The organism is Bacillus haynesii (assembly GCF_014042035.1).
GTDB classification, from domain to species: Bacteria; Bacillota; Bacilli; order Bacillales; family Bacillaceae; genus Bacillus; species Bacillus haynesii.
In genome coordinates this window covers 2,945,001-2,962,720 of the sequence record NZ_CP059494.1, presented here as the reverse complement: position 1 = coordinate 2,962,720, position 17,720 = coordinate 2,945,001, and the positions used below count along the sequence as shown (strand labels likewise).

Below are 17,720 nucleotides of genomic sequence, written 5' to 3'. Positions count from 1 at the left end.
AAGTGTTAGGATATTTATATCTTTTGAAATACACCCTGCTCTTAGTGGGAGGACATTGTGAAAAGTATTGAAGATTTCATGAAAAAATACGAACTGTCATTTGATGGAGTGACGCTGATTGCAGGTGTCTCCGGCGGGCCTGATTCGATGGCGCTGCTGCATGCTCTGCACCGTACGGTTCCTGCCTCCGCAACGCTGATTGCCGCACACGTCGATCATATGTTCAGAGGCGAAGAGTCTGAACGTGATATGCGGTTCGTTCAGGACTACTGTGAGGCGGAAGGCATACAATGCGAGGCGGTGCAAATCGATGTCCTGACATTTGCCGCTGAAAACAATCTGAATAAACAGGCTGCTGCGAGAGAATGCCGCTATGCGTTTTTTCAGGAGTTAATGAAAAGGCATCAGGCTGAATACCTGGTTCTGGCTCATCATGGAGATGATCAGGTGGAGACGATGCTGATGAAGATGGCAAAAGGCACAGTCGGGATCGGGCTTGCCGGAATTCAGCCAAAGCGCCGTTTTGACAGCGGCTGGCTGCTCAGGCCGTTTCTAAGGCTGTCAAAGGATGATCTTTTGGCTTATTGCAAAGAGAATCGAATACCGTTTAGAACCGATCCGAGCAACAGTGAGGATGACTACACCAGGAACCGGTTCAGGCACCATGTTCTCCCTTTTCTGAAGAAAGAGTCGGAAGATGTCCATAAAAGGTTTCAATCCGTCAGTGAATTCCTGACAGAAGACGAATTATACTTACAGGCATTAACGAAAGACAAAATGAATACAGTAATCACAAGCAAGTCAAGTTCCGGTGTCGAAATCAGCATCGACCGACTTCTTGCGCTCCCTATGCCTTTACAAAGAAGGGGAGTTCATCTAATATTAAACTATCTTTATGAAAACGTTCCATCAGCGTTTTCAGCCCATCATATTCAAGTGTTTCTGGATTGGATTTCACAAGCTGGACCATCCGGTTCCCTTGATTTTCCGAATGGGTTAAAAGTTGCAAAATCTTATCATACATGTTTGTTTACATTTCAGCGTTTACAATGTGAAAATGTTTCCTATCATTATGAAATAAGCGGGGCAGACGAAGAAGAACTGATGCTTCCCGACGGCTCCTCCCTTCATGTGAGCGGACCCGGTTCAACCCGGAAGCTGCAAGGAAATGATGTTTTTGCAACAAGTCCCAAGCAGGTTCAGTTTCCCCTTTATGTACGGACAAGGCAAAACGGAGACCGAGTCAAACTTAAAGGGATGAACGGCTCAAAAAAGGTTAAAGATATATTTATTGATGAAAAAGTGCCTCTTTCGAAAAGAGACAGCTGGCCCATTGTAACAGACGCGGTTGGAAACATTATCTGGATACCTGGTCTGAAAAAAACCATTTTTGAGGAACTTGATGTTACAAACAATGATCGCATTGTATTACAATATAGACAGCATGAAAAGTGTAGGGGGCTAGCAAAGAATGAAACAGGATATTGAAAATATCTTGATCTCAGAAGAAGAGATCCAAAAGAAAGTCAAGGAGCTGGGCGCGTCTCTGACAGAAGAGTACAGCGGCAAGTTTCCGCTGGCAATCGGTGTGTTAAAGGGAGCCATGCCGTTTATGGCTGATCTTTTGAAGCATATTGATACATATTTGGAAATGGATTTCATGGATGTATCAAGCTACGGCAGTTCCACGGTTTCTTCCGGAGAGGTAAAAATCATAAAGGATTTGGACACATCTGTAGAGGGCCGTGACATCTTAATTATTGAGGATATCATCGACAGTGGGCTAACCTTGAGTTATCTTGTAGAGCTTTTCCGATACCGCAAAGCAAAATCGATTAAGATCGTAACCCTTCTTGATAAACCAAGCGGACGAAAAGCGGATATCAAAGCGGATTACGTCGGCTTTGAAGTTCCCGATGCTTTCGTTGTCGGATATGGTCTCGATTATGCTGAACGCTATCGTAACCTTCCGTACATCGGAGTGCTGAAACCTGCGGTTTATGAGAGCTGATTCGGGCTTGTTAGCGAAAGGGATATCTGTTGTATTGGAACGATTTTCTATGATACTATTGAACATAGTTGTGCTTACTGTGGGAGGAGGTAAGGAATGAATCGGGTCTTCCGTAATACCATTTTTTATTTACTTATTTTATTAGTTGTGATCGGAGTTGTGAGCTACTTCCAAACCGCAAATCCGAAAACAGAGAATATGACGTATAGTGACTTTGTTTCAAACCTAGATAACGGGAAGGTAGAAAATGTCTCGATCCAGCCTGTCAGGGGTGTGTACGAGGTTCGAGGGCAGCTGACGACCTATGAGAAAGATCAGTATTTCCTGACCCATGTTCCTGAAGGAAAAGGGGCAGATCAAATCATTGATCAAGTGAAAAAAACGAAGATACAAATAGAACCTGCACAGGAAGCAAATGGATGGATGACGTTCTTTACCACCATCATCCCTTTTGTTATTATCTTCATTCTTTTCTTCTTCCTGCTTAATCAGGCTCAAGGCGGCGGCAGCCGTGTTATGAACTTTGGAAAAAGCAAGGCGAAGCTCTATACAGAAGAAAAGAAACGCGTCAAATTCAAAGATGTGGCAGGAGCGGATGAAGAAAAGCAAGAGCTTGTGGAAGTCGTTGATTTCCTCAAGGATCCCCGCAAATTCGCCGAACTCGGAGCAAGGATTCCGAAAGGCGTGCTTTTGGTCGGACCTCCGGGTACCGGTAAAACATTGCTGGCGAAAGCTTGTGCCGGTGAAGCAGGGGTGCCTTTCTTCAGCATCAGCGGATCTGACTTCGTTGAAATGTTCGTCGGGGTTGGTGCATCACGTGTTCGCGACTTGTTCGAAAACGCCAAGAAAAATGCGCCGTGTCTGATTTTCATCGATGAGATTGATGCTGTCGGACGCCAGCGGGGAGCAGGACTTGGCGGAGGTCACGATGAACGTGAACAGACGCTCAACCAGCTTCTTGTTGAAATGGACGGATTCAGCGCCAATGAAGGAATCATTATTATCGCTGCGACAAACCGCGCCGATATTTTAGACCCTGCATTGTTGCGCCCGGGACGTTTTGACCGTCAAATTACCGTTGACCGCCCGGATGTCAAAGGCCGTGAAGCTGTACTTCAAGTACACGCAAGAAACAAGCCGCTTGATGAATCCGTAAACTTAAAAGCGATCGCGATGCGGACGCCTGGATTCTCAGGTGCAGACCTTGAAAACCTTCTAAATGAAGCGGCTCTCGTAGCGGCGCGTCAAGATAAGAAAAAGATCGATATGCGAGACATCGATGAAGCGACAGACCGCGTCATCGCCGGACCTGCGAAGAAAAGCAGGGTGATCTCGAAAAAAGAACGCAATATCGTGGCTTATCACGAGGCGGGACACACCGTTATCGGACTTGTCTTGGATGAAGCGGATATGGTGCATAAAGTAACGATTGTACCGCGCGGCCAAGCAGGCGGATATGCCGTCATGCTTCCTAAGGAAGACCGTTATTTCCAAACCAAACCCGAACTTCTCGATAAGATCGTCGGCTTGCTTGGAGGCCGTGTGGCTGAAGAAATCATCTTCGGTGAGGTCAGCACGGGTGCCCATAACGACTTCCAGCGCGCTACAGGCATTGCCAGACGAATGGTAACCGAATTCGGTATGTCTGAAAAGCTCGGTCCTCTTCAATTCGGACAATCGCAAGGCGGGCAAGTGTTCTTGGGACGCGATTTCAACAATGACCAAAACTACAGCGACGCGATTGCGTATGAAATCGATAAAGAAATTCAGCGCTTCATTAAGGAATGTTATGAACGTGCAAAAACAATCCTTACTGAAAATCGCGACAAACTTGAGCTGATTGCTCAAACATTGCTCGAAGTTGAAACGCTCGACGCTGAACAAATCAAACATTTGTCTGAGCACGGAAGACTTCCTGATCGCACATATTCGGATGATCAGGAGAAGACAGATGATGTGAAAGTTAACATCAATAAACGAGATGACGAAGAGAAAAACGAGGATGAAAAAGAGTAGTGACACTTTTTCGCCTCTTTAGAAAAACTGCCAAGCTTGCTTTTGGCAGTTTTTCTTTTTTTATGGCTTAAAAATCTGCTTTGGAAAATCTTTCTTCACGCCGGTTTGATTCGTTTACAAACAGAATCGGCATCGTGTATTGTATGATGGTAGAATGTTTTATGTCCAAGTAAGAGAAACTAGTCAAAAGTGGTGATCAGAATGTTGCTTGTTATAGATGTGGGAAATACAAACACCGTCCTTGGCATCTACCACGAAGGAGAGCTCGAATATCATTGGCGGATTGAGACAAGCCGCCATAAAACGGAAGACGAATTCGGCATGCTTCTTCGTTCTTTGTTTGATTATGTCGGACTGATGTTTGACCAGATCGAAGGGATTATTATTTCATCGGTTGTACCTCCGATCATGTTCTCCCTCGAAAGAATGTGTATCAAATATTTTCAGATCGAGCCTCAGATTGTCGGTCCGGGAATGAAAACAGGATTAAACATAAAATACGATAATCCGAAAGAAGTCGGAGCAGACCGCATTGTAAATGCAGTGGCGGCTATTCATCTCTATGGAAGTCCCCTGATTGTCGTTGATTTTGGAACGGCTACGACGTACTGTTATATTAACGAGCGCAAGGAGTACATGGGCGGTGCGATCGCGCCGGGCATCACGATTTCAACTGAAGCGCTTTATTCAAGAGCTGCCAAGCTTCCCAGAATTGAAATTGCACGGCCTGAACATATTGTCGGCAAAAGTACGGTCAGCGCGATGCAGTCCGGAATCCTTTACGGCTATGTCGGACAGGTTGAAGGCATTGTCAAGCGGATGAAATGGCAGTCCAAGAAAAATCCTAAAGTCATTGCGACGGGCGGTCTTGCTTCTTTGATTGCAGATGAATCGGACTGCATCGATATTGTTGATCCGTTCCTTACGTTGAAGGGACTAGAGCTTATTTATGAACGGAATCGTATTGAAAGTGTATAGGAGGATAAGGTATGGATTATTTAGTGAAAGCCATCGCATATGACGGCAAAGTGAGGGCATATGCAGCGAATACAACAGAAACGATTCATGAAGCCCAAAGAAGGCATAACACATGGCCTACCGCATCCGCCGCTTTAGGAAGAACGATGACGGCGGCTGTCATGCTCGGCGCTATGCTGAAAGGCGAAGACAAGCTTACCGTTAAGATTGAAGGAGGCGGACCGATCGGCGCGATTGTCGCTGACGGGAATGCAAAAGGAGATGTCAGAGGATACGTGTCCAATCCGCACGTTCATTTCGACTTAAATGAACACGGCAAACTTGACGTCAGAAGAGCCGTCGGCACGTCCGGCACGCTAAGCGTAGTAAAAGATCTCGGTCTCCGCGATTTATTTACAGGCCAGGTTGAAATCGTTTCCGGAGAAATCGGCGAGGATTTTACATATTATCTCGTGTCTTCTGAGCAGGTTCCTTCTTCGGTGGGTGTAGGGGTGCTCGTCAACCCCGACAATACGATTTTAGCTGCAGGCGGATTTATCATTCAGCTGCTGCCGGGCACGGACGATGAAACCATCACGAAGCTTGAAACAAACCTTTCTCAAGTGGAGCCCATTTCAAAGCTGATTCAGAAAGGTCTGACACCTGAGGAAGTGCTGGCTGCGGTATTGGGAGAAGAACCGGAAATACTGGAAACCGTTCCTGTTCAGTTTACATGCAATTGTTCAAAAGAACGTTTCGCGAGAGGCATCATCGGTCTTGGCAAAGATGAAATTCAACTGATGATTGATGAAGATGGCCAAGCTGAGGCTCAATGCCATTTTTGCAATGAAACGTATCTGTTTACAAAGGAAGAGCTTGAAGCGCTTCGAGATGAAATATAAGCCCGCTAGCAGTAGCGGGTCTTTTACAATGGGGAAAGGGGAGAAACCATATTGAAATCAAGAACACTTTGGCCGATTATTTTAGGTGCGATTTTCGTCAATTGTATCGTGATCGCGTATGTTCTGACGAAAGCGCAGACAGCTTCTTCATCATCAGCTCAAGAAGTCATTGCACATATCGGAAAAAACGGTATCACGCGTGAAGAATGGCTGAGCGAAATGGAAGAGCGCTATGGAAAATCAACGCTTGAAGATATGATCAACGACCGCGTTGTTACCCAAATGGCCGAAAAAAACAAGATCAAAGTGTCTGATGATGACATTGAAAGAGAATTTCTGCTTATTAAAGCTGTATACAATTCCTTCTACGAAGACCAAGACACGACAGAAAAAGAATGGAAAGAACAGATCAGGCATAATATTCTTCTTGAAGAGCTCCTGACAAAAGACATTGTGATTTCTGACAGCGAATTGAAGTCATTCTATAACAAAAATAAGGACTTATATAAATTCGATGATTCTTACCGCCTCAAACATATCGTTGTCAAAGATAAAGACGAAGCAGAACAAGTTCTTAAAGAGCTGAAGGAAGGATCCAGCTTCGAAGCAGCCGCAGCTGAGCACTCGACTGACCGGTATACGGCTCCTTACGGCGGCGACCTCGGATTCGTCAATGATCAGCATGAAAACGTTCCGGCCGAATATTTAGCGAAAGCCGAGCAACTAAAGGAAAATCAATGGGTGGATGAACCGATTAAAACGAGCCAGGGCTATGCGATCATCCAGCTCAAAGAAAAGCTCCCGAGGCAAGCTTTCACTTACAGCGAAGTAAAAAATCAAATCAGAAGGCAGATCGCGATGGATCAATTAGGCGACAAAGCTTCGGTCAAGACACTATGGAAAGATGCGAAAGTATCCTGGTTTTATGACGAAAAAAATAAAGATTGACAAAATATTTTGATATTGATAAATTAGATATAATCCCAATAAAATTACTCGGAAATTGAGGTGTTCAAATGGTTCGCGTTGCAAACTCTGTTTATGACTTAATCGGAAATACACCTGTCGTTAAATTAAATCGACTAGTTGATGAAGACAGTGCTGAAGTATATGTGAAACTGGAGTATATGAACCCCGGAAGCAGCGTAAAAGACCGGATCGCGCTTGCTATGATAGAAGACGCTGAGGAGAAAGGCCTTCTGAAAGAAGGAGATACACTGATTGAACCGACAAGCGGAAATACGGGAATCGGACTTGCCATGGTCGCTGCAGCGAAAGGCATCAAAGCGATTCTTGTTATGCCTGATACAATGAGTTCTGAGCGCCGCAACCTTCTGCGTGCATATGGAGCTGAGCTTGTACTGACTCCGGGTGCTGAAGGAATGAAAGGCGCGATTAAAAAAGCGGAAGAACTGGCTGAGGAACACGGCTATTTTATGCCTCAGCAATTTAACAATCCTGCAAACGCAGAAGTTCACCGCCGCACGACGGGGAAAGAAATTGCTGAACAATTCGGAGACGGTTTAGATGCATTCATTGCAGGCATCGGAACCGGCGGAACCATAACGGGTGCCGGGGAAGTCCTGAAAGAAAAAAATCCGTCCATCAAGATTTTTGCGGTGGAACCGACTGATTCTCCTGTTCTTTCCGGAGGAAAACCAGGTCCGCACAAAATTCAGGGAATCGGAGCGGGCTTCGTTCCGGAAATCTTGAATACGGAAATTTACGATGAAATCATTACAGTGAAAAACGAAGAAGCCTTTGAATTTGCCCGTAAAGCGGCGAGAGAAGAAGGAATTCTCGGAGGAATTTCTTCAGGCGCGGCGATCTGTGCTGCTCTTCAAGTCGCTAAAAAGCTTGGAAAAGGCAAAAAAGTTCTCGCTGTGCTGCCTAGTAACGGAGAGAGATACTTAAGCACGCCTCTTTATCAATTTGAATAGGCTCCAGCTGAAACGGGAGGCTGCCGACGATGTCGGCGGCCTTTTGTTTGTCATGAGGCGCATCCCTTTTAAAAACTCGGTGTCCTTGAGTGAACATGCTCAAGGACTTTTTTCTATATTGGAAATGAAATTCTCTTTTCCTAGAAAAAAGATATGCATTACAATAAGGACATTAGACTAACGGCAGAGGAATGATACGATGAGACAACGAAGGCCTGTAGCCAGAGCGTTCCCATTTTCCAATCAACGGTTTTTGCAGCAATATGAAAGCCTTTCGAAAGGAAAAGAATACCACGTTCTGCTGGAAAGCGCGAGAGGCGGAGAATACAGCATAGCCGGGCTCGACCCTGTCGCAATAGCGAAAGGGAAAGACGGCATCACGACAATTCAATATAAAGGAGACATCATATTCAAAGAGGGGGATCCGTTTCAGCAGTTTTCTCAGTGGTTTGAAACGCTGAAAACGGAGACGGTTGCAGATTTTCCCGACTTTCAGGGCGGGGCTGTCGGTTTTCTAGGCTATGACTATGCCCGGTATATTGAGAAATTCAAAATCCTGTCTATCGATGATCTGCAAACGCCGGATTTATTCTTTCTCGTATTTGATGATATAGCCGTCTATGACCATAAGCAGCAGCAGCTTTGGGTGATTACCCACACCGATGAAGAAACGCCGGCCGCTGCGGAAGAGAAATTGGACAGACTTGAGCAAATGTGGAAGACGGAACATCCGAAGACCGCAGGCGGTCATCAACCAAATGATAATAAAAGCCCGTCATTCGCGGCCTCATTTACAGAAGACAGCTTTTCTCAGGCCGTTGAGAAAGTGAAACAATACATCGCAAGCGGTGACGTATTTCAGGTGAACCTTTCCGTTCGCCAATCGGAGCGCCTTTCTGCGCCGCCTTATGAGGTATACAAGATATTAAGAGAAATCAACCCTTCGCCGTACATGGCCTACTTGGAAGCCCCGGATTTTCAAATCATCTGCGGGTCGCCTGAACTGCTCATTAAGAAAAAGGGCAGCAGGCTTGAAACAAGGCCGATTGCCGGGACAAGATCCCGCGGAGCGGATGAAGCGGAGGATGAAGCGCTCGCGAACGAATTGATCATGAATGAAAAAGAGCGCGCCGAACATGTGATGCTCGTTGATTTAGAGCGTAATGACCTCGGCAGGGTCTCCAAGTACGGTTCGGTCCGGGTCGATGAATTCATGGTGATTGAGAAGTATTCCCACGTCATGCATATCGTCTCAAATGTGTGCGGTGAACTAAGGGACGAATGTGGTGCCGTGGATGTCATCCATGCCGTGTTTCCCGGCGGTACGATCACCGGAGCGCCGAAAGTCAGAACGATGGAAATTATTGAGGAGCTTGAGCCGACGAGGCGGGGGCTTTATACTGGTTCTATAGGGTGGTTCGGATATAATCAGGATATGCACTTTAATATCGTCATCCGAACGATTTATGTGAAAGCGGGCCAGGCGTTCATGCAGTCGGGAGCGGGAATCGTCATCGATTCCAACCCTAAGCATGAATATAAAGAGTCAATTAAAAAGGCCCTGGCGATGAAAAAAGCGCTGCAGTTGAGTGAAGAAGAGAAAAAAGAGCAGAGGAGAGCTGAGATATGATTCTAATGATCGACAATTACGATTCGTTTACGTACAACTTGGTTCAGTATTTAGGCGAGCTTGGCGAGGAGTTGGTCGTCAAGCGGAACGATGAGATCACACTTCAGGAAATAGAGGATATGTCGCCTGACTTTTTGATGATTTCTCCTGGACCTTGCAGTCCGGATGAGGCCGGAATCAGCCTTGAAGCAATCCGCCATTTTGCCGGGAAGATACCGATTTTCGGGGTCTGTCTCGGTCACCAGTCGATCGCCCAGGTTTTCGGAGGCGACGTCGTCAGGGCGGAACGGTTAATGCATGGGAAAACTTCCGAGATTTCGCACGACGGGTTGACGGTTTTTAAAGGCTTGGAACATCCGCTCACGGCCACGAGGTACCATTCTTTGATCGTCAAACCGGATACGCTGCCCGATTGTTTTGTGACATCGGCTTGGACGGAAGAAGGGGAGATTATGGCCATCAGGCATAAAGAACTGCCGGTTGAAGGCGTTCAGTTCCATCCGGAGTCAATTATGACCGCCTCCGGAAAGGAGATGCTGAAGAATTTTATTGAGACTTACCGAAAGAAAGTGAACGCATGATCATTTACCTGAACGGTCAATATGTGAAGGAGGAAGAAGCAAGGCTTTCTCCTTTTGACCATGGTTTTTTATACGGAATTGGAGTATTTGAAACGTTCCGCCTTTATGAAGGAAAGCCCTTCCTTTTAGACTGGCATATGGACAGACTGTACAGCGCTTTGGAACAGCTGAAAATTGAACTTGAGCTGACAAAAAGCGAAGTGCTTGCCATTCTTGACAGGCTGCTTCAGTTGAATCAGCCGCCGAGTCTGGATGCCAAGGTCCGGCTAAATATATCTGCCGGCCCCGGCGAATCAGGCCTTTTTCCTGAAGTATACAAAAACCCCGGTGTCATGGTGATGATGAATCCTTTTCAGCCTGCATCCGTTCCGGCTGAAAAGGAGGGCGTCATCTTACAGGTCCGCCGCAATACGCCAGAGGGTCCGTTCCGCTTGAAATCGCATCACTTTTTAAATAATTTGTACGGAAAAAGGGAGCTCGGACACGACGCTGCCAAAGAAGGGATTTTTCTTACCGAAGGCGGAGCTGTAGCCGAAGGAATCGTTTCCAACATTTTTTGGAAAAAAGACAGATGTGTGTATACACCTTCTCTTGATACCGGCATATTAGGCGGCGTCACACGGCGATATGTCATCGAGCGCCTTGGAGATATGGGAATCGAAGTCATACAGGGGGTATACCCTCTGGAGGAGCTTCTCTTTGCGGACGAAGCATGGATGACCAATTCCGTTCAGGAAATCGTTCCATTCCGGAGAATCGGCATGACTGAATTTCCGGGAAAGGATGGAAATTTGTCGAAACGTCTGCAAGAGGCATACACTAACGATAGAAAAGCAGCGAAAGACTATATTTGAATTAAAGGGTGAAGGATATGGCGCTTCAAACAGCGGTGCGTTCAAAGCAGCTGATCGCAAAGCAATACACGTTGTCTTATGAAGATAAAACATTGATCATGGGCATTTTAAATGTGACGCCCGATTCTTTTTCAGACGGCGGAAAATATAACAACATCGACCGCGCCGTCATTCATGCAAAACAAATGATCGAAGACGGCGCCCATATCCTTGATATCGGAGGAGAATCGACGAGGCCGGGGGCGGAAAAGGTTTCTCTCGATGAGGAGCTGTCAAGGGTCATACCTGTAATTGAAAAACTCGTTCAGGAAATCGACGTCCCGATTTCCGTCGACACATATAAAGCAAAAGTGGCGGATGAAGCCCTTAAGGCTGGTGCAGCGATCATCAATGATGTCTGGGGAGCAAAAGCAGACCCTGACATGGCCCGGGTTGCGGCCGCGCATAATGTGCCGATTATCTTGATGCATAACCGCGAGGAACGGAATTATAAGGACTTGATCCCGGACATGCTGTCTGATTTGATGGAATGTGTGAGCATTGCAAAATCAGCAGGCGTTCAAGATCATCACATCGTACTTGATCCCGGTATCGGATTTGCCAAAACGTATCAAGACAATTTGGCGGTCATGAATCAGCTCGAGAAATTCAGTGAACTCGGATACCCGGTTTTATTGGGGACGTCACGCAAAAAATTTATCGGCCGCGTCCTGGATCTGCCGCCTGAGGAGAGGGCGGAAGGTACGGGGGCGACAGTATGCCTCGGTATTCAAAAGGGATGCGATATCGTCAGGGTGCATGACGTCAAGCAAATCTCCAGGATGGCAAAAATGATGGATGCCATGATTGATAAAGGAGGCGTTTATCATCGATAAAGTGCATGTAGAGGGCATGGAGTTTTACGGATATCACGGTGTTTTCAAAGAAGAAAACAAACTTGGCCAAAGATTTCGCGTTGATCTGACAGCCTTTCTAGACTTAAGTGAAGCGGGGAAAACGGATAATATTGATGCCACCATTAATTATGCAGAACTGTATAAGCTGTGCAAAGAGGTTATGGAGGGAGAGCCGGTCAACCTTGTGGAGACCCTCGCGGAAACGATTGCCGCAAAAGTGCTGGAGAAGTTTGAAGCGGTTCAGGAATGTACGGTCAAAGTCGTCAAGCCTGATCCTCCTATACCGGGGCACTATAAATCGGTGGCCATCGAGATGACGAGAAAGCGAAAATGAATAACACGGCATATATAGCGCTTGGCTCCAATATCGGCCGGCGGGAAGAATATTTAAAAAAAGCCGTCTCTCTCCTCCATCACCATCCGTCTGTACAGGTGACGGACATCTCGTCGATTTACGAAACTGATCCTGTCGGGTATACAGACCAAGATCTATTTTTAAACATGGCTGCAGCCATTAAAACATCTCTTTCACCGTTTGAATTGCTTGATTTGACTCAGCGCATTGAAAAAGAACTCGGCCGCAAACGCGACATCAGATGGGGGCCGAGGACTGCAGACCTTGACATTTTGTTGTATAATCGTGAAAATATTGAGACAGAGCAACTTATCGTTCCTCATCCTAGAATGCATGAACGTTTGTTTGTACTCGTCCCGCTGCTGGAAATTTATCCGGATCTTGAGGGAGCTGTCAATCATGCGAAAAATCAAGAAGGTGTAAGAGTATGGAAGCAGAAATCTGGGGTAGACGAATTCGTGCATATCGAAAGCTGAAGGGTTATACTCAAGAAGGGTTTGCCAAAGCATTGGGTATTTCCGTTTCTGTGCTTGGTGAAGTAGAACGCGGGAATCGTATGCCGACGGAAAGCATGCTCAGGGATGTAGCCAATACTTTAAATATAACAGTGGAGGAATTATCTCCATCAGAAGAATAAGAAAGGAGGACTAAAAATGTTTAAAATCGGTGATATAGAATTAAAAAACAGGGTTGTGCTTGCGCCGATGGCCGGTGTCTGCAACTCCGCCTTCCGCTTGACGGTTAAGGAATTCGGAGCGGGTTTGGTCTGCGCAGAAATGGTCAGCGATAAAGCGATCCTTTACAATAATGCGAAAACGATGGGAATGCTTTATATCGATGAACGTGAAAAACCGCTCAGCCTGCAGATCTTCGGCGGCGAAAAAGAAACGCTTGTCGAAGCGGCGAAGTTTGTTGACCAAAACACAACTGCGGATATTATTGATATAAACATGGGATGTCCGGTGCCAAAGATCACAAAATGTGATGCAGGAGCCAAATGGCTGCTTGATCCGAATAAAATTTATGAAATGGTTTCAGCTGTTGTGGAGGCTGTTGACAAGCCGGTGACCGTCAAAATGAGAATGGGCTGGGATGAAGACCATATCTTTGCTATTGAGAATGCGAGAGCTGTAGAACGCGCCGGCGGAAAAGCGGTCGCACTTCACGGACGGACTCGCGTGCAAATGTACGAAGGAACGGCGAACTGGGATATTATCAAAGAAGTGAAGCAGTCCGTTTCAATACCGGTAATCGGAAACGGTGATGTCAAAACTCCGCAAGATGCAAAACGCATGCTTGATGAAACAGGGGTGGACGGTGTCATGATCGGCCGTGCAGCGCTGGGTAACCCGTGGATGATTTACCGTACGGTTCACTATTTGGAAACAGGCGAATTGAAAGATGAGCCGAAAGTGCGTGAGAAAATGTCTGTCTGCAAACTTCACCTTGACCGATTAATCGGGCTGAAAGGCGAAAATGTTGCGGTCCGCGAAATGAGAAAGCACGCAGCCTGGTATCTAAAAGGCATAAGAGGAAACGCAAAGGTCCGGAATGAAATCAACCATTGCGAAACGAGAGATGAGCTCGTTCAGCTTTTAGACGCATTTACGATTGAAGCCGAGGCAAAAGAGCTTCAGGATGCAAAAGTAGGATAAATCCGACCTCTGCTCACTGCCAGTTTTCACTGGCAGTTTTTCTGCTTTTTTCCTGAAAGACTAAAAGTAACGGAGTGATATATGATGAGTCATGAAGAGCATAACCATGAAGAATTAAACGACCAGCTGCAAGTTAGACGCGATAAAATGAATCAATTGAGAGAAAGCGGAAAAGATCCTTTTGGACAGCGTTTTGACCGCACCCATCAATCAACTGAACTCATTGAATCGTATAATGAATTCTCAAAAGAAGAATTAGAGGAAAAAGCCATTGAAGTAACGATTGCCGGCCGGATGATGACAAAGCGCGGAAAAGGGAAAGCGGGATTCGCGCATATTCAGGATTTAAAGGGCCAGATTCAGATCTATGTCAGAAAAGACAGTGTCGGTGAAGAACAGTACGAATGGTTTAAAAGCTCTGACCTCGGGGACATCGTCGGCGTTACAGGCGTCATGTTTAAAACGAATGTAGGCGAATTGTCTGTAAAAGCTACATCTTTTGATTTATTAACAAAAGCCCTTCGTCCGCTTCCGGATAAATATCACGGATTAAAAGACATCGAACAGCGCTACCGTCAGCGTTATTTGGATTTGATCGTAAATCCGGAAAGCAAAAATACGTTTATTACGCGAAGCAAAATCATTCAATCGATGAGAAGATACTTAGATGACCACGGATACTTAGAAGTTGAAACGCCTACAATGCACGCGATTCCGGGCGGAGCGTCTGCCCGTCCGTTCATTACACATCATAATGCGCTTGATATGCCGCTTTATATGAGGATCGCTATCGAGCTCCATTTGAAAAGGCTGATTGTCGGCGGGTTGGAAAAAGTCTATGAAATCGGACGTGTATTCCGAAATGAAGGAGTTTCCACACGACACAATCCTGAATTTACGATGATCGAACTTTACGAAGCTTATGCTGACTATAAAGATATTATGAGCTTGACGGAAAACCTCATTGCTCATATTGCACAAGAAGTGCTCGGCACTACGACTGTTCAATATGGAGATTATGAAGTCGACCTCAAGCCTGAATGGAAGAGACTGCATATGGTCGATGCTGTTAAAGAAGCTACCGGTGTAGACTTCTGGAAAGAAGTATCGGTAGAAGAAGCAAGAGCATTTGCCAAAGAACACGGAATTGAAATTTCTGAAAGCATGTCAGTAGGACATATCATTAATGAATTCTTCGAGCAAAAAGTTGAAGAAACGTTGATTCAGCCTACTTTTATATACGGACACCCTGTGGAAATTTCTCCGCTTGCTAAGAAAAATCCTGAAGACCCTCGATTTACGGACCGTTTTGAGCTGTTTATCGTAGGTCGTGAGCACGCGAATGCATTTACTGAATTAAATGATCCTATCGACCAAAAAGAACGCTTTGAAGCGCAATTAAAAGAACGTGAAGAAGGAAACGATGAAGCGCATATGATGGATGAAGACTTTGTCGAAGCGCTGGAGTACGGAATGCCTCCTACCGGCGGTCTTGGAATCGGCATCGACAGACTGATCATGCTTTTGACGAATTCTCCTTCAATCAGGGACGTTTTACTATTCCCGCAAATGAGACATCGTTAAATAACTTTCGGGCAGCAGCCGCTTGTTACGCGGCTGCTGCCCATTTAAAACAAATTAAATTTTTTCTCAAAAAAGTATTGCACAATCATAAATACGGTGGTATATTATTATTCGTTGCCGCAAAACGGCGGCGAAAGAAAAAAAGAACTTCAAAAAAAGTTCTTGACTTTATATCCGAGATTGGATACAATGTAAAAGTCGCTTTAATAATGATCTTTGAAAACTAAACAAGACAAACGTACCTGTTAATTCATTAAATAAATCGCACATGCGAATGTGCGTAGTCATTATCAAACTTCATGGAGAGTTTGATCCTGGCTCAGGACGAACGCTGGCGGCGTGCCTAATACATGCAAGTCGAGCGGACCGACGGGAGCTTGCTCCCTTAGGTCAGCGGCGGACGGGTGAGTAACACGTGGGTAACCTGCCTGTAAGACTGGGATAACTCCGGGAAACCGGGGCTAATACCGGATGCTTAATTGAACCGCATGGTTCAATTATAAAAGGTGGCTTTTAGCTACCACTTACAGATGGACCCGCGGCGCATTAGCTAGTTGGTGAGGTAACGGCTCACCAAGGCAACGATGCGTAGCCGACCTGAGAGGGTGATCGGCCACACTGGGACTGAGACACGGCCCAGACTCCTACGGGAGGCAGCAGTAGGGAATCTTCCGCAATGGACGAAAGTCTGACGGAGCAACGCCGCGTGAGTGATGAAGGTTTTCGGATCGTAAAACTCTGTTGTTAGGGAAGAACAAGTACCGTTCGAATAGGGCGGTACCTTGACGGTACCTAACCAGAAAGCCACGGCTAACTACGTGCCAGCAGCCGCGGTAATACGTAGGTGGCAAGCGTTGTCCGGAATTATTGGGCGTAAAGCGCGCGCAGGCGGTTTCTTAAGTCTGATGTGAAAGCCCCGGCTCAACCGGGAGGGTCATTGGAAACTGGGGAACTTGAGTGCAGAAGAGGAGAGTGGAATTCCACGTGTAGCGGTGAAATGCGTAGAGATGTGGAGGAACACCAGTGGCGAAGGCGACTCTCTGGTCTGTAACTGACGCTGAGGCGCGAAAGCGTGGGGAGCGAACAGGATTAGATACCCTGGTAGTCCACGCCGTAAACGATGAGTGCTAAGTGTTAGAGGGTTTCCGCCCTTTAGTGCTGCAGCAAACGCATTAAGCACTCCGCCTGGGGAGTACGGTCGCAAGACTGAAACTCAAAGGAATTGACGGGGGCCCGCACAAGCGGTGGAGCATGTGGTTTAATTCGAAGCAACGCGAAGAACCTTACCAGGTCTTGACATCCTCTGACAACCCTAGAGATAGGGCTTCCTTCGGGGCAGAGTGACAGGTGGTGCATGGTTGTCGTCAGCTCGTGTCGTGAGATGTTGGGTTAAGTCCGCAACGAGCGCAACCCTTGATCTTAGTTGCCAGCATTCAGTTGGGCACTCTAAGGTGACTGCCGGTGACAAACCGGAGGAAGGTGGGGATGACGTCAAATCATCATGCCCCTTATGACCTGGGCTACACACGTGCTACAATGGGCAGAACAAAGGGCAGCGAAGCCGCGAGGCTAAGCCAATCCCACAAATCTGTTCTCAGTTCGGATCGCAGTCTGCAACTCGACTGCGTGAAGCTGGAATCGCTAGTAATCGCGGATCAGCATGCCGCGGTGAATACGTTCCCGGGCCTTGTACACACCGCCCGTCACACCACGAGTTTGTAACACCCGAAGTCGGTGAGGTAACCTTTTGGAGCCAGCCGCCGAAGGTGGGACAGATGATTGGGGTGAAGTCGTAACAAGGTAGCCGTATCGGAAGGTGCGGCTGGATCACCTCCTTTCTAAGGATATTATACGGAATATAAGACCTTGCGGTCTTATAGACAGGTGCGTTTAGATCTTGTTTAGTTTTGAAGGATCATTCCTTCAAAGCGTGTTCTTTGAAAACTAGATAACGAAAGTAGACATTCACATTCAATTGTAATGCAAGATATCACGTAGTGATTCTTTTTAACGGTTAAGTTAGAAAGGGCGCACGGTGGATGCCTTGGCACTAGGAGCCGATGAAGGACGGGACGAACACCGATATGCTTCGGGGAGCTGTAAGCAAGCTTTGATCCGGAGATTTCCGAATGGAAACCCACTGCTCGTAATGGAGCAGTATCCATATCTGAATTCATAGGATATGAGAAGGCAGACCCGGGGAACTGAAACATCTAAGTACCCGGAGGAAGAGAAAGCAAATGCGATTCCCTGAGTAGCGGCGAGCGAAACGGGATTAGCCCAAACCAAGAGGCTTGCCTCTTGGGGTTGTAGGACACTCTGTACGGAGTTACAAAAGA

Annotated in this window: 16 protein-coding genes and 2 rRNA genes (1 of these 18 only partly in view); all 18 read left to right on the top strand. The window is 46.4% G+C overall.

The genetic code is table 11. The features are described 5' to 3' along the window. Positions 1-57: 57 nt before the first annotated feature. Positions 58-1,488: a tRNA lysidine(34) synthetase TilS gene (tilS, locus tag H2R00_RS14665; protein ID WP_182069577.1), complete on the top strand. Its 1,431-nt coding sequence runs from the start codon at positions 58-60 to the stop codon at positions 1,486-1,488. Continuing rightward, positions 1,472-2,011, top strand: a complete 540-nt coding sequence (gene hpt, locus H2R00_RS14660; RefSeq protein ID WP_154994349.1) for a hypoxanthine phosphoribosyltransferase — start codon at positions 1,472-1,474, stop codon at positions 2,009-2,011. Before tilS ends, hpt begins: the two co-directional genes overlap by 17 nt. A 96-nt stretch (positions 2,012-2,107) precedes the next feature. Then, positions 2,108-4,027 (top strand): ATP-dependent zinc metalloprotease FtsH, encoded by a 1,920-nt coding sequence (ftsH, locus tag H2R00_RS14655; protein WP_043926211.1) that lies wholly within the window; start codon positions 2,108-2,110, stop codon positions 4,025-4,027. Between the two features lie 201 nt (positions 4,028-4,228). Next, complete coding sequence (locus H2R00_RS14650; protein ID WP_182069568.1) at positions 4,229-5,005, top strand: type III pantothenate kinase; 777 nt, start codon at positions 4,229-4,231, stop codon at positions 5,003-5,005. 11 nt (positions 5,006-5,016) lie between these two features. Continuing rightward, positions 5,017-5,886, top strand: coding sequence for an Hsp33 family molecular chaperone HslO (hslO, locus tag H2R00_RS14645; RefSeq protein WP_182069566.1), 870 nt, complete (start codon positions 5,017-5,019; stop codon positions 5,884-5,886). Positions 5,887-5,937: 51 nt separating this feature from the next. Further along, positions 5,938-6,834 (top strand): peptidyl-prolyl cis-trans isomerase, encoded by an 897-nt coding sequence (locus H2R00_RS14640; RefSeq protein ID WP_182069564.1) that lies wholly within the window; start codon positions 5,938-5,940, stop codon positions 6,832-6,834. A gap of 68 nt (positions 6,835-6,902) precedes the next feature. Beyond that, positions 6,903-7,826, top strand: coding sequence for a cysteine synthase A (gene cysK, locus H2R00_RS14635; RefSeq protein WP_154999103.1), 924 nt, complete (start codon positions 6,903-6,905; stop codon positions 7,824-7,826). Positions 7,827-8,025: 199 nt separating this feature from the next. Continuing rightward, positions 8,026-9,456 (top strand): anthranilate synthase component I family protein, encoded by a 1,431-nt coding sequence (locus H2R00_RS14630; protein ID WP_182069562.1) that lies wholly within the window; start codon positions 8,026-8,028, stop codon positions 9,454-9,456. After that, positions 9,453-10,037 carry an aminodeoxychorismate/anthranilate synthase component II gene (gene pabA, locus H2R00_RS14625; protein ID WP_154994046.1) on the top strand — a complete coding sequence of 195 codons (585 nt, stop codon included), beginning with the start codon at positions 9,453-9,455 and terminating at the stop codon, positions 10,035-10,037. Before H2R00_RS14630 ends, pabA begins: the two co-directional genes overlap by 4 nt. Next, positions 10,034-10,891: an aminodeoxychorismate lyase gene (gene pabC / locus H2R00_RS14620; RefSeq protein ID WP_182069560.1), complete on the top strand. Its 858-nt coding sequence runs from the start codon at positions 10,034-10,036 to the stop codon at positions 10,889-10,891. Before pabA ends, pabC begins: the two co-directional genes overlap by 4 nt. Before the next feature lie 17 nt (positions 10,892-10,908). Then, the gene (gene folP / locus H2R00_RS14615; protein WP_154994043.1) at positions 10,909-11,766 is read left to right on the top strand and encodes a dihydropteroate synthase; all 858 of its coding nucleotides are present in this window, start codon (positions 10,909-10,911) and stop codon (positions 11,764-11,766) included. Beyond that, the gene (folB, locus tag H2R00_RS14610; RefSeq protein ID WP_154994051.1) at positions 11,759-12,121 is read left to right on the top strand and encodes a dihydroneopterin aldolase; all 363 of its coding nucleotides are present in this window, start codon (positions 11,759-11,761) and stop codon (positions 12,119-12,121) included. Before folP ends, folB begins: the two co-directional genes overlap by 8 nt. Continuing rightward, entirely contained in the window at positions 12,118-12,618 is a 501-nt protein-coding gene (folK, locus tag H2R00_RS14605; RefSeq protein WP_154994041.1) for a 2-amino-4-hydroxy-6-hydroxymethyldihydropteridine diphosphokinase, read from the top strand. The genes folB and folK overlap by 4 nt, the downstream gene beginning before the upstream one ends. Further along, complete coding sequence (locus tag H2R00_RS14600) at positions 12,570-12,779, top strand: helix-turn-helix domain-containing protein (protein WP_003178262.1); 210 nt, start codon at positions 12,570-12,572, stop codon at positions 12,777-12,779. The genes folK and H2R00_RS14600 overlap by 49 nt, the downstream gene beginning before the upstream one ends. A 16-nt stretch (positions 12,780-12,795) precedes the next feature. Further along, positions 12,796-13,797: a tRNA dihydrouridine synthase DusB gene (gene dusB, locus H2R00_RS14595; protein WP_182069558.1), complete on the top strand. Its 1,002-nt coding sequence runs from the start codon at positions 12,796-12,798 to the stop codon at positions 13,795-13,797. 84 nt (positions 13,798-13,881) lie between these two features. Next, positions 13,882-15,381, top strand: coding sequence for a lysine--tRNA ligase (gene lysS, locus H2R00_RS14590; RefSeq protein ID WP_154994048.1), 1,500 nt, complete (start codon positions 13,882-13,884; stop codon positions 15,379-15,381). Positions 15,382-15,677: 296 nt separating this feature from the next. Beyond that, positions 15,678-17,219 (top strand): 16S ribosomal RNA (locus H2R00_RS14585). Positions 17,220-17,393: 174 nt separating this feature from the next. Next, positions 17,394-17,720, top strand: a 23S ribosomal RNA gene (locus H2R00_RS14580) (it continues 2,596 nt past the right edge of the window). The 16S and 23S rRNA genes sit together here, the layout of an rRNA operon.

What these genes read in the sequence shown, in the direction of transcription:
- hpt (WP_154994349.1), top strand. Translation starts at nt 1,472, where the DNA reads ATGAAACAGGATATTGAAAATATCTTGATCTCAGAAGAAGAGATCCAA.
- ftsH (WP_043926211.1), top strand. Translation starts at nt 2,108, where the DNA reads ATGAATCGGGTCTTCCGTAATACCATTTTTTATTTACTTATTTTATTA.
- H2R00_RS14650 (WP_182069568.1), top strand. Translation starts at nt 4,229, where the DNA reads ATGTTGCTTGTTATAGATGTGGGAAATACAAACACCGTCCTTGGCATC.
- hslO (WP_182069566.1), top strand. Translation starts at nt 5,017, where the DNA reads ATGGATTATTTAGTGAAAGCCATCGCATATGACGGCAAAGTGAGGGCA.
- cysK (WP_154999103.1), top strand. Translation starts at nt 6,903, where the DNA reads ATGGTTCGCGTTGCAAACTCTGTTTATGACTTAATCGGAAATACACCT.
- H2R00_RS14630 (WP_182069562.1), top strand. Translation starts at nt 8,026, where the DNA reads ATGAGACAACGAAGGCCTGTAGCCAGAGCGTTCCCATTTTCCAATCAA.
- pabA (WP_154994046.1), top strand. Translation starts at nt 9,453, where the DNA reads ATGATTCTAATGATCGACAATTACGATTCGTTTACGTACAACTTGGTT.
- pabC (WP_182069560.1), top strand. Translation starts at nt 10,034, where the DNA reads ATGATCATTTACCTGAACGGTCAATATGTGAAGGAGGAAGAAGCAAGG.
- folP (WP_154994043.1), top strand. Translation starts at nt 10,909, where the DNA reads ATGGCGCTTCAAACAGCGGTGCGTTCAAAGCAGCTGATCGCAAAGCAA.
- folK (WP_154994041.1), top strand. Translation starts at nt 12,118, where the DNA reads ATGAATAACACGGCATATATAGCGCTTGGCTCCAATATCGGCCGGCGG.
- H2R00_RS14600 (WP_003178262.1), top strand. Translation starts at nt 12,570, where the DNA reads ATGGAAGCAGAAATCTGGGGTAGACGAATTCGTGCATATCGAAAGCTG.
- dusB (WP_182069558.1), top strand. Translation starts at nt 12,796, where the DNA reads ATGTTTAAAATCGGTGATATAGAATTAAAAAACAGGGTTGTGCTTGCG.
- lysS (WP_154994048.1), top strand. Translation starts at nt 13,882, where the DNA reads ATGAGTCATGAAGAGCATAACCATGAAGAATTAAACGACCAGCTGCAA.